General features: G+C 53.1%; 7 protein-coding genes. 6 read left to right on the top strand and 1 reads right to left on the bottom strand.

The annotated features are described in order from the left end of the window. Window positions 1–60 precede the first annotated feature (60 nt). The 3 genes from ACN6MW_RS01350 (at window position 61) to ACN6MW_RS01340 (ending at window position 2,788) form a co-directional block, all read left to right on the top strand. Window positions 61–837 carry an RsmE family RNA methyltransferase gene (locus ACN6MW_RS01350; protein ID WP_419873892.1) on the top strand — a complete coding sequence of 259 codons (777 nt, stop codon included), beginning with the start codon at window positions 61–63 and terminating at the stop codon, window positions 835–837. A gap of 5 nt (window positions 838–842) precedes the next feature. Continuing rightward, the gene (gene mtaB / locus ACN6MW_RS01345) at window positions 843–2,234 is read left to right on the top strand and encodes a tRNA (N(6)-L-threonylcarbamoyladenosine(37)-C(2))-methylthiotransferase MtaB (protein ID WP_419873891.1); all 1,392 of its coding nucleotides are present in this window, start codon (window positions 843–845) and stop codon (window positions 2,232–2,234) included. A gap of 122 nt (window positions 2,235–2,356) precedes the next feature. Continuing rightward, on the top strand, window positions 2,357–2,788 hold the full coding sequence (locus ACN6MW_RS01340; RefSeq protein ID WP_419873890.1) for an NUDIX hydrolase: 432 nt from the start codon (window positions 2,357–2,359) through the stop codon (window positions 2,786–2,788). Here ACN6MW_RS01340 and ACN6MW_RS01335 read toward each other — a convergent pair. Continuing rightward, window positions 2,785–3,765 (bottom strand): Na/Pi cotransporter family protein, encoded by a 981-nt coding sequence (locus tag ACN6MW_RS01335; RefSeq protein WP_419873889.1) that lies wholly within the window; start codon window positions 3,763–3,765, stop codon window positions 2,785–2,787. The genes ACN6MW_RS01340 and ACN6MW_RS01335 overlap by 4 nt on opposite strands. Before the next feature lie 56 nt (window positions 3,766–3,821). Here ACN6MW_RS01335 and ACN6MW_RS01330 point away from each other — a divergent pair, with 56 nt between their 5' ends. Genes ACN6MW_RS01330 through addA form a run of 3 tightly spaced genes read left to right on the top strand, consistent with a single transcriptional unit; the run spans window position 3,822 to window position 12,698 of the window. Continuing rightward, the gene (locus tag ACN6MW_RS01330) at window positions 3,822–5,282 is read left to right on the top strand and encodes a class I SAM-dependent rRNA methyltransferase (protein ID WP_419873888.1); all 1,461 of its coding nucleotides are present in this window, start codon (window positions 3,822–3,824) and stop codon (window positions 5,280–5,282) included. Window positions 5,283–5,315: 33 nt separating this feature from the next. Beyond that, complete coding sequence (gene addB, locus ACN6MW_RS01325) at window positions 5,316–8,831, top strand: helicase-exonuclease AddAB subunit AddB (RefSeq protein ID WP_419873887.1); 3,516 nt, start codon at window positions 5,316–5,318, stop codon at window positions 8,829–8,831. Between the two features lie 6 nt (window positions 8,832–8,837). After that, on the top strand, window positions 8,838–12,698 hold the full coding sequence (gene addA / locus ACN6MW_RS01320) for a helicase-exonuclease AddAB subunit AddA (protein ID WP_419873886.1): 3,861 nt from the start codon (window positions 8,838–8,840) through the stop codon (window positions 12,696–12,698). The last annotated feature ends 8 nt before the right edge of the window (window positions 12,699–12,706 follow it).

The following is a 12,706-nucleotide window of genomic DNA, read 5'->3' as shown; positions in this document are numbered from 1 at the left end:
GGAAGATAAACATGCTATTATGAAGGATGGAATTTGTTTAAGGGTGGTTGGAAAACAAAAATGCAACGATATTTTGTAGCGGCGGAGCAGTTTGGCGACTCCAAAGTCCGCATAGTTGGCGAGGATGCGCATCATGCCGTCCGTGTCATGCGAACGAAACCGGGCGATAAGTTCATCGTCAGCGATGGTCAGTCACGTACGGCGCTTGTATCTGTTTTAGAAGCAACGCCTTCCATCATTAAGGCTGAAATTGTCGAGATGATGGATAACGACAGCGAGCCGGAATGGGCTGTAACCATCGCGCAGAGCTTGCCCAAAGCCGATAAGATGGAGCTTGTCATTCAGAAAGGCACGGAGATTGGCGCTTTTGCGTTTATCCCATTCCAGTCGGAGCGCATGATTGTGCAGTACGATGCCAAGAAGGAAGCCAAACGTATCGAACGCTGGAGCAAAATAGCGAAGGAAGCGGCAGAACAAGCACATCGCAGCCGTATTCCTGTCATCGAGCCGCTGCACAGCTGGCGCGAGCTAATGAAATCTGCAGCGGAGTATGATCTGGTTTTGTTTTGCTACGAGCGGGAAGGGCATCTTGCCCATGGCAGAGGAATCCGAACGGCGGTTCAACAGTGGGCTTCGCGCATCGACGCGGTCAGCAATCCGAAAGTGCTGCTAATCGTCGGTTCCGAGGGCGGCTTCACCGACCGCGAGGCGGCAGAAGCAGAAGCGGCAGGAGCCGTATTAGTCGGATTGGGCAGACGGATATTACGAACGGAAACAGCGGGGATCGTAGGATTAACCTGCTTACTATATGAATCCGGAGAAATGGGAGGAGCGTAACAACTATGCCAACAGTCGCATTTTATACGCTGGGCTGCAAAGTGAACTTCTATGACACAGAAGCGATATGGCAGCTATTCAAAAATGAAGGTTATGAACAGGTCGATTTTGAAGCGACCGCAGATGTATATTTGATCAATACCTGTACGGTAACGAATACGGGTGACAAGAAGAGCCGTCAAATTATTAGACGGGCCGTCCGCCGCAATCCGGATGCCGTCATTGCGGTGACGGGCTGTTACGCTCAGACGTCCCCAGCTGAAATTATGGCCATCGAAGGCGTGGATCTCGTAATCGGTACGCAGGACCGCGAGAAAATTATGTCCTTCGTCAATCAAATCCAAGATGACCGCAAGCCGGTTAACGCAGTACGCAACATTATGAAGACCCGTGATTTCGAGGAGCTGGATGTTCCGGATTTCTCTGAACGCACACGGGCCTTCTTGAAAATCCAAGAGGGCTGCAACAATTTCTGCACGTTCTGCATCATTCCTTGGTCACGCGGGCTCTCGCGCAGCCGTGCGCCGCAAAGCGTATTGGAGCAGGCGAAGCAGCTTGTTGCTTCCGGCTATAAAGAAATCGTATTGACCGGTATCCATACCGGCGGCTATGGCGATGATATGGAAAACTACAATTTGACAAGCTTGCTTTGGGATTTGGATAAGGTAGATGGGCTTGAGCGGATTCGCATCAGCTCGATCGAGGCCAGCCAAATCGACGACGCTATGATCGATGTTCTAAACCGCTCCAGCAAAATGTGCCGACATCTGCATATTCCGTTGCAAGCCGGCGAGGATTCCGTTTTGAAACGGATGCGCCGGAAGTACACGACAGCTGAGTTTGCCGCAAAAATTAAAAGGCTGCATGAAGCCATGCCCGGCGTAGCCATAACGACGGATGTCATAGTCGGATTCCCAGGCGAAACGGAAGAAATGTTCGAAGAAGGCTTCCGATTCATGGAAGATCTGAAGTTTGCCGAAATGCATGTGTTCCCTTATTCGAAGCGTACAGGTACGCCTGCTGCGCGGATGGATGAACAGGTGGATGACGAAGTGAAAAACGAACGCGTGCACAAGCTGATCGACTTGTCCGAGAAAATGCAGCTCGCGTATGCGAAGCAATACGTTGGCCAGGTATTGGACGTCATTCCAGAGCGTGATTATAAAGGCGCGCCGGGAACAGGGCTTGTGATGGGCTATACGGACAACTACATTCAAGTTGTTTTCGACGGCACGGAAGAGCTGATCGGCAAGCTGTGCCGTGTCAAAATTACGGAGGCCGGAGTCAACGAATGCCGTGCAAAGCTCGTCCGGGTGATGGATGCATTGCCGGCAACGGCAGGCGAAGCGGAACAGCACAGCTTTGTACTCGAGCGTCCGGAAGCAATGAGAGCGTAGATTCATCTAAAACGTAACAAATGCGGGGATTCCTTTGTTCATCGATTCCTTTTTTGGGGATTCGATGGAGGAATCCTTTGCTGCATATACTATTCATTTAATGCTGCAAGGGGGAAACGGACATGAAGGAAATTTCAGCAGGTGGTGTCGTTTATCGCCGCACCGAGGAAGGAAAGCTGCAAATTCAGCTCATTCAGGATCGATACGGCAAAGTTTCTCTGCCCAAAGGCAAGATGGAGGCCGGCGAAACCATTGAACAAACCGCTTTGCGGGAGATCGTTGAAGAAACGGGTCTTGAAGGCGTAATCATCGCTCCGATTGACCAAATCAAATATCAATACGAGCATGATGCGCATGGAATTGTCGATAAAGAGGTTCATTATTATTTGGTTGAGGCGGTAGGCGGCTCCCTGCAAGCGCAGGTAGAGGAAATCAGAGGTGTCGATTGGTTTGAACCGCAAGAGGCTTGGAAGCGTCAAAAGCAATCCGGCTACGACAACAATCACCGTATCGTAGCAGGTGCTTTTCAACTGCTGGGACTTCAAACGGATTAGTGTTTTATGATTGGATCGAGCTTCCGAAATACCCGAAGGTAGCAGAAGGGGAGCGCAATCAAGGAGCTTAGGATGTTGAATATCGTTTGGGTATGGGCGATTTGTCCAGAAGTCGATGAGGAAATCCATGCTGAGAGGTTCGCCAGCTCGCCGATAAACGGCATGAACAGCAAGGCGCCTCCTGCATTTAAGATGACATGCGACCAAGCCACGTATTGGCCAGCCTTCGATCCCCCGATCGAAGCGAGAATTGCCGTGGCGCAGGTGCCGATATTAGCGCCTAGCACGACCGCGATTCCAACCTCGATCGGCATTGCTCCGAGCGATACGAAGCCCATGATAATCCCGATAACGGCAGCGCTGCTATGCACGGCTGCGGTAAGCAGAGCACCTGCTGCAAGTCCCCACCATAGGCTGTCATCCGCTTTGTCCAGAAACCATGCAAACATCGTGCTTTCCTGAACGGCCGGTCCTACGCCCTGCATCATCGCCATTCCAGTCAAGAGGAGCGAGAAGCCGCACAAAACGACCGAGGAAGACCGAACCGAATGAATCCAACCGGCACTGCGTATGGCCGGAAATAGTCTAATCTCGCCTAACAATGCCGTTGCAAGCCATAGTCCAATAGAGACGATAAGCAAAGGCAAGGCTAGTTTATTTAAATTTAAACCGATTAATTCGGTCGTAATGCATGTACCGATATTGGTTCCGAGAATGATGCCAAGGGTACGCGGGAATGTCAGCAGGCGGGCATTGACCATGCCAATGGCAATAACGGTGACAGCCGTGCTGCTTTGCAGGAAAGCTGTGGTAGCCGTTCCGATTGCTAGTCCGTGAATTGGAGTTGCCGTTGACCTTTCAAGGATACGGGTCAGATACGGGCCTCCCAATCGATGCAGCGCAAGCTCCATCAGCTTCATGCCGCACATGAATACAGAGAAGCCGAGCAGCATGGGAATGAGAATGGATTGAACCATTTGATATCTCCTTATAGTTGATTTCGTGTTTTGTTTTGTAGATATACATATGCTGCATGAAAGACAAGCATGACAAGCAAGTCCATTTGAGGGGAAGCGAGATAAACGTGAGCAATTCAAAAATATATCTTCAAAAAGCCAGAAAGAAAAGATTGGAGCAGGGTCATCCTTGGGTGTACGCTACTGAAATCGATCGCTTGGAAGGCGAGGCTAACCCTGGCGACTTGGTCGATGTGGTTAACCATCAAGGACGTTATTTGGCCACGGGCTATTGGAATCCGAAATCCCAGATCACCGTTAGAATCGTTTCTTATGAGCCGATTGCCGAAATGGATGCCGATTTCTTCCGCGGCAGGCTTCGTCATTGTAAGGAGCACCGCAGCCGCTTTGTTCCGGATGCCGATTGCCGCCTCGTATACGGGGAAGCGGATTTTCTGCCAGGTCTCGTCGTTGACCGGTTCAATAACGTGCTGGTGCTGCAGCTTTTGACACTCGGAATGGATGTTAGAAGAGAAGCATTGATTGAAGCATTGGTTGACGTATTTCAGCCGCAGGGTATTTATGAGCGAAGCGATGTTGGCGTGCGCGTGCTTGAGGGGCTGGAGGAGCGCACGGGTACGCTGTACGGGGAGTGCCCGCCTATCCTTGAGATCGAAGAAAATGGCTTGAAGCTGGAGGTCGATATCGTAGAAGGCCAGAAAACAGGCTACTTTTTCGACCAACGCGAAAATAGGGCTGCAATCGCGCCGCTTATGACAGGCTGGGGTGGACGAAGCGGAATCCGGTTGGTAGACCGTGAAGCAGCAGAGTCGGGCCGTATCGAAGCAGCAGGAAATACGAATAACAATTCTGCTCTATCGGCAGATCAGGTTCCTGTAAACGCAAACGGAAAAATCGTGACTTTTCCCTATTGGGACGGTGCTTCCGTGCTCGAGTGTTTCGCGCATACCGGCAGCTTCACGCTCCATGCCTGCAAATACGGTGCCAAGAAGGTAACCTGCCTGGATGTCTCGGAGCATGCGATTGAAACAGCGAAGCGCAATGTCGCGCGGAACGGTTTTTCGGAGCGGGTCGAATTTGTTGTCGCCGATGCTTTTGAGTATTTGCGTGCCCAAGTGAAAGGCATTGAGGATAAAAAGCAGCGCGGTCTCGGAGGCGTGGATACCTCTAAGAAGCTGGAAGGCGCTGCGGGTAGGACATGGGATGTCGTTATTTTGGATCCTCCCGCATTCGCGAAGACCAAAAGCGCTGTCCCTGGCGCTTGCCGCGGCTACAAGGACATTAATTTGCAGGGGCTTAAGCTCGTGAACGAGGGCGGATATCTTGTAACGGCAAGCTGCTCCTACCACATGCGCCCCGAATTGTTTCTGGAAACGATCCAGGAGGCAGCAGCGGATGCAGGAAAGCTTCTCAGATTAGTAGAGTGGCGTGCAGCAGGCAAGGACCACCCGCAGCTGCTGGGAGTGAACGAGGGCCATTACTTGAAATTCGCGATTTTTGAAGTGAGAAGCAAATAATCGCGTAATATCGAAAAGACGGGAGGGCTGCATATGACGCTTCGCTTTGTCATCGGGCGTTCGGGATCCGGTAAAACATCCTATTGCCTGAATGAAATAAGAGAGCAGCTGCAACGGGAGCCGGACGGACCGCCGCTTATTATGCTGGTTCCGGAGCAAGCTACCTTCCAAACGGAGTATGCTTTGCTGCAAAATGGCGATTTAAACGGCACGATTAGGGCACAGGCGCTTAGCTTTCGGCGCCTGGCTTTCCGGGTTATGCAGGAAACCGGCGGAACTGCGCTTGTTCCGATCGGCGATACGGGGAAGCATATGCTTCTCTATAAGATCGTTCATCGGTTAGGTCAGCAGCTGGAGCTGTTTCAAAGCGGCGCAGAGCAGCCGGGCTTCATCGACAGGCTTGCCGAGCTGTTAACCGAGTGGAAACGGTATGGGGTGGACTCAGAGCTTTTGCAAGGCAAGCAGGACGCTGCGTCGTCAGGCGCTGAGCACTCTAGCTTATTGAAGCGCAAGCTGCATGATTTACAGCTAATTTACCATCAGATGGAACAGGAACTCGCGGGCTTGTATATCGACGCCGAGGATTATTTGCGTTATCTGAAAAACGGGTTTGCTGACGCAGACGCTATGCGCGGCGCGCAAATCTGGGTGGACGGATTTTATGGCTTTACCCCTACCGAATATGAAGCCTTAGGCGCGTTAATCGCATCCTCCGCGCAGGTAACGGTTACGCTGACGCTTAACCGTCCTTACGGATTAGGCGAGCAGCCGCATGAGCTGGAGCTGTTTCATCCTACGGCTGAAACTTACAATACGTTAATGGCGCTGGCTTCCGCATCCAACGTTGATGCAGAAGAGCCGATTATGCTGGGCGAGAATCCTCCTATCCGCTTTAAGGGCAGTCCGATGCTTGCGCACTTGGAGAAGCATTTTAGCGAGCGGATTCCGATGCTGCTCTCGGATAAAAAGGTGCTGGAGTGCGAGGATTTGCGCTGCGGGGTATCGCTGCATGCCGCAGCGAACCGGCGGGCCGAGGTTGAGGCTGTCGCCCGCGATATTGTCCGCAGGGCGAGAGGGGAAGAACTGCGCTGGCGTGATATCGCCGTGATGGTCCGGAATGCGGAGGATTATACCGATTACATTGGGCTTGTATTCGCGGATTACGGAATTCCCTATTTTGTCGATCAGAAGGAAAAGGCAGTTCATCATCCCCTCGTAGAGTTTATCCGGTCCGCGCTGGAGACGGTATTGTTTGGCTGGCGGTATGATGCGGTTTTTCGCTGCGTAAAAACCGAAATGCTGTTCCCGATGGATGGCAGCCTGCTAAGGGAATGGTTTGACCTGCTGGAGAATTATGCGCTGGCAGCTGGCATCGACGGCTGGAAATGGCTGGATGACAAGCGCTGGCATCCATTAGTTCCCGTATCGCTCGAAGACGATGAGGACATGGAGACCAAAATCAGCGACAAGGCTCAGCGGGAATTTGATATCGTGCTGGCTGCCAAAGAGGCTGTTGTGCCTCCGCTACGCCGATTCGGAGAAGCATTGAAGAAGGCGAATAACGTGCAAGAAATGTGCGAAGCGTTATATCGCCTGCTTGACCATTCCGATGCAGCGGATCGGCTGGAGCGTTGGGGCATTCAGGATATCCAAGCCGGCAAGACGCAGCGGGCGAGAAGCCATAGGCAGCTTTGGGACAGCGTAATGCAGCTGCTCGATCAATTAGTGGAACTTGCAGGACAAGAAGCCGTTTCGCCAGAGCTGTTCGCGGGCATGGTCGAAGCGGGATTGGACAGTTTGAAGCTTGCTGCCGTTCCTCCCGCGCTCGATCAGGTGCTGATCGGGAGCATGGACCGGACGAGGTCTGGCCATGTGAAGGTATGCTACGTGCTCGGCGCAAATGACGGCATTATGCCGATGCGCGTGAAGGAGGACGGCATTCTGACCGAGGCGGAACGGGAGCGGCTCGCTGAGGACGGTATTGCCATGGCTCCGGGGGTTCGACGTCGATTGCTCGATGAGCGTTTTATGATTTATAACGCCTTGACGACCCCCAGCCGTCATTTATGGCTCAGCTGGGCTCAGGCGGATGAGGAAGGGAAGAGTTTGCTTCCCTCGGAGATCGTGCGCCATGTTCGCCAGCTTTTCCCCGGCATTCCAGTGCAAAGCATCGCGGCAGAGCCTTCTCCAAACCTCCCTCTCTCGGAGCAAAGGAAGTTCGTATCGCAGCCGCAGCGAACATTGTCTTACTTGATCGGCGCAATTCGAAAATGGCAGCAGGGAGCGGATATCGCCCCTTTCTGGTGGGATTTGTACAATTGGTATGCGATCCGGCCGGAATGGCAGTTAAAGCTCCAGCTTCTCGCAGGCTCCTTGACCTTTGAGAACAAGGCGCAATTTCTTTCGCGGGAAACGGCCCGGGAGCTTTATGGCGCGCGTTTACAAGTCAGCGTCTCTCGGATGGAGCGGTTCGTTTCCTGTCCGTTTCAGCATTTTGCGATTCATGGCTTGAAGCTCAGGGAGAGAAAGCTCTACCGTCTCGAAGCTCCGGACGTAGGCCAGCTGTTTCATGCGGCGCTCAGCAAGCTGGCGACCGGGCTAGGAGGCGGCTGGGGCAAAGCATCGGAAGCGGAGCTGAAGGCAATCGTCTCGGAAACCGTTGATGAGCTGGCACCAAGGCTGCAATCTCAAATTCTTCTAAGCAGCGGCCGATTTAAATACATCGCGCGCAAGTTGAAAGAAATCGTGGGACAAGCAGCATTGATGCTTGGCGAGCACGCGCGGAGAGCACAATTCCAGCCCGTGGGGACGGAGGTTGATTTTGGCCCCAACGGAACGCTGCCCTCCCTGCGCATTCCGCTTGTAAATGGCGGCGAAATTGAAATTATCGGGAGAATTGACCGTGTTGACGCAGCGGAGACCGAGGAAGGACTGCTGCTGCGCGTGCTTGATTACAAATCGAGCGCGACACATCTTAGACTCGAGGAGGTTGCAAACGGCCTGTCGCTGCAGATGCTTACCTATCTCGATGTCTTGGTGACCTATGGAGAGGAATGGCTGGGACAGCCTGCTTCTCCGGCCGGGGTTCTTTATTTTCACGTGCATAATCCTATTTTGGCGCTGACTAACGGCATTAGCCCAATTGATGCGAGTGACAGGCTGCTAAAACGCTACAAAATGCGCGGGCTCGTAACGGCTGACCCGGAAACGGTGAGGCTGATGGATGATGAATTGGAAACTGGCTATTCAGAGCTTCTTCCGGTTGCGCTGAAGCGCGACGGAAGCTTTTACAGCAGCTCCTCCGTTGTTACCAATGAGCAATGGGACGTGCTTCGGCATTCTGTCAGAAATACGATTAGCCGCATAGGAAGCGCGATCCAGGCGGGCGATGTATCTATTGAGCCTTATCGCATGGGGACAAAGACGCCTTGCCAGTATTGCGATTACAAAGCGGTCTGCCAGTTCGATGCCCAGTTCGAAGGAAACGAATACAGGAAGCTGAGCAAGTCTTCGAAGGAAGAGATATGGAAGCAGCTAGAGGGGGAGTAAGAGAAGATGCACACAGCGAAGGATTCTCCAAAGCCGGAAAACAGCACATGGACGGATGATCAATGGGACGCCATCGTTACGAGCGGCTCGAATATCCTTGTTGCTGCTGCCGCCGGCTCCGGCAAAACCGCGGTGCTTGTTGAACGGATTATTCGCAAAATATCCGCGTTTTCCGATGTCGACCGACTGCTCGTAGCCACCTTTACGAAGGCGGCGGCAGCGGAGATGAAGGACCGGATTCGGCTTGCTCTCGAGCAAGAGCTCGAACGAAATCCGGACTCCGAGCATTTGCGCCGTCAGCTGGCTTTGATGAACAGAGCCTCCATTACGACTCTCCATTCTTTTTGCATGGACGTCATACGCCGTTATTATCCGCTGATCGGTCTAGATCCCGGTTTTCGGATTGCGAACGAGACTGAAAGCGAACTTATGCGTCTTGATGTACTCGATCAGCTGTTTGAGCAAAAATACGAAGGGGCCGGCGATAACGGCGCGTTTCTCCGATTAGCTGACCGATATGGCGGAGAGCGCGGCGACGAGCCCCTTTATAGGTTGGTTCAGCAATTATTCGATTTTGCGCAAAGCCATCCTTGGCCGGAGCATTGGCTGCGGGAGACAGCCGAAGCATTTAACGTTGCCGATGTCACGGACTTGCAAAACAGTAAATGGGTAGCCAGCCTGAAAAACGATATTCAGCTAGCCCTTGAAGGCGCAGGCTCACTCCTGCATCAAGCATTGGAGCTTACGCGGCAGCCGGCCGGACCGGCGCCTTATGCCGCTGCTTTTGATGAGGATTTGCAGATCATCGGCGGTCTTGCCGAAATGATCCATACGATGCCTTGGGAAACGTGGATCGAGCCGTTCCAAATGATCCAATTCGGGAAGCTCAAAGCGATGCGCGGCGATGAATATGACAAATCGCTGCAGGAGCAGGTGAAAGAACTTCGCGACCAAGCGAAAAAGCTGATCACCTCGCTTGCCGAGGAGCTTTTTGGCCGGACGCCCGAACAATTTTTGACGGAGCTGCAGGATTTGGCACCGTTGATGCGGGCGCTGGCAGAGCTGGTCATTGAATTCGGCCAAGGCTACGAAGCGGCCAAACGAGCAAAAGGAATGCTGGATTTCGGCGACCTGGAGCATTATTGCTTACGTATTCTGAGAGATCCCTTGTCCACGCCGGAGCAGATGCTGCCTTCGATTGCGGCAATTGAATTCCAGCAGCAATTTGATGAGATCCTGCTCGATGAATATCAGGATACGAATATGGTTCAGGAAGCAATCGTCTCGTTAATCGAGCGGCCGGGCGCGGGCAATCGTTTCATGGTCGGCGACGTGAAGCAAAGCATTTATGGCTTCCGGCTGGCCGAGCCTAAGCTTTTTTTGCAAAAGTACAAGTCATACCTTTCCCGCCATGATGCGGGCAAGCGGTCAGATTCTGACACCGCGAGAGGCCTGCGTATCGATTTAGCAAGAAACTTCCGCAGCCGCGAGGAGGTCGTGGATGGCGTGAACGATGTATTCCGCGCCATTATGCGCGAGAATGTCGCAGAGATGGATTACGACGAACGAGCAGAGCTTGTGTGCGGGGCAGCCTATCCTGTGCCTGTGCCGGAAGACCGTTTCCGGGTGGAATTTGCCGTGTTGAATAAAACGGATTCGGATGACGAAGAGACTGAAGGCCCCGAAAATACGGAGGTATCCGATTTGTCCGATGAAGGCGAGCAGAGCGAAAGCGCTGCGTCAGGCGAGTCGGTATCGGAGCTTAAGACCGCCCAGCTTGAGGCGCGTTGGATCGGCCAGCAGTTGAAGTCTCTTATCGAGAGCGGTTTTCAGGTATACGACGGGAAACGGCGGGAGAATAGGCCGATGCAGTGGAGAGATGTCGTTATCCTGCTGCGCGCGACACAGCAATGGGCCCCGATCATCATTGAGGAGCTTCAAGGAAGCGGCATTCCGGCGTATGCGGAGCTCAGCAGCGGCTACTTTGAGGCGACGGAAGTCGAGACGGTGCTTTCCATGCTGAGGGTCATCGATAATCCGTATCAGGATATTCCGCTGGCTGCTGCCTTGCGGTCGCCGTTATTTTCGCTAAACGCGGAGGAATTGGCCCGCATTCGCATTCACGCGTCGAAATCGACGTATTATGATGCCGTTCTTCATGCGGCGGGAGATTTGCTGGTCGACCAGGAAACCCGCAGTAAGCTTTCCTTGTTTCTTTACAGCCTGGACCGCTGGCGGGAGGAGGCAAGGCAAGGATCGCTTGCCGATTTGCTGTGGGAGATTTACCGTGAAACAGGCTATTACGATTTCGTTGGAGGTTTGCCGGGCGGTACGCAGCGGCAGGCGAATTTGCGCGCCCTGCATGATCGTGCGCGCCAATATGAGGCGACATCCTTCCGCGGATTATTTCGTTTTCTCAGATTTATCGAACGCATGCGGGATAGCGGCGGCGATTTGGGGACGGCAAGAGCGCTCGGCGAGCAGGAGGATGTCGTACGCATCATGTCTATTCATAAAAGCAAAGGACTTGAATTTCCGGTTGTGTTCGTTGCAGGCTTAGGCAAGCTGTTTAACCAGCAGGATGTGCGCAGCGTCTTCCTGAAGCATAAGGAGCTTGGATTCGGCCCTCGTTTTGTTGATCCGGCGCTGCGCATCAGTTATCCGACATTGCCCTATCTGGCTATCCGCCGCGCGATGCGCAAGGAAATGCTCGCAGAGGAAATGCGGATTCTATACGTTGCTTTGACCCGGCCAAAAGAGAAAATGTATCTTGTCGCGACAGTATCGGACGCGGAGACGAAACTCAAGCGCTGGCTTGCTGCCGTAGATGCTAACGGAAATCTCCCGGATTTCAGGGTGGCGGCGGCTCGCTCCTTTATCGATTGGCTGGGGCCTTTGGCAGCCCGGCAAATGGAAGACAGGCAGCAGGCAGCCAGCAACGCCCCGCAATGGCAAGCAGGGATTGTTCCTGCTGCCCTATTCGGTACGGAGGCCGCGGCTGCGACCGAAGCGCTCAATCAGCAGGACCAAGCGAAGGAAGACAGGCTGCAGGCTGTAGCCACGCTTTCCTTGCTGGAAGACATTGAAGAGGATACCGAGCTTCGCACGCGGCTGGAATGGCAATATCCGCATCAGGAAGCCGCAGTGCTTGCAGCTAAAACATCGGTAACCGAAATGAAAAGACTTTATTCCGATATCATGGAGGATGCCGTTCCGCTTGAAGATCCAAGTGGAGTGAATATGGATGCAGCGGGTAAGGAAGCAGCCCCAGAGGCGCCAGAAGCGTCTTATACATTCCGGATGAGACGACCGGCCTTCATGGAGGAAAAGTCGCTTACCGCCGCGGAGAAGGGCTCTGTGAATCATTTGCTGATGCAGCATGTACCCTTGGAAGGTCCCGTAGATGAAATAACGCTGAAGCATACGCTGGACAGCATGATTGAACGGCGGCTCTTGACCGCTAAGCAATCGGAAGCGATTGATCTGACGGCTGTCGCAGCTTTTTTCCAAAGCGGGCTTGGCCGGCGTCTGCTGGCGGCCGGATGGGTGAGAAGAGAGGTTCCTTTCAGCTGTATGTTTCCCGCAAGCCGCGTATATCCAAAGTCGGAAGGGTTGCTTGCATTGGAATCGATTTTGATTCAAGGCGTAATCGACTGCTTGTTTGAGGATGCGGCTGGCGTCGTATTGCTGGATTACAAGACTGACCGCATATATAACCAGCAATGGGAGCAGGCCGCTGAACGTCATCGCTTCCAGCTGGAGCTGTATGCAGAGGCAATCGAATCCGTGCTTGGTCGAAAAGTGGATGAATGCCATGTCTTTTTCTTCGATGGCGGGCAATCGGTGCAGCTAAATAAAGAAAATTAAAAATAGAA

This window comes from Pristimantibacillus sp. PTI5 (genome assembly GCF_048572955.1).
Lineage (GTDB): Bacteria > Bacillota > Bacilli > Paenibacillales > Paenibacillaceae > Pristimantibacillus.
This window is presented reverse-complemented; position numbering and strand designations above follow the sequence as displayed.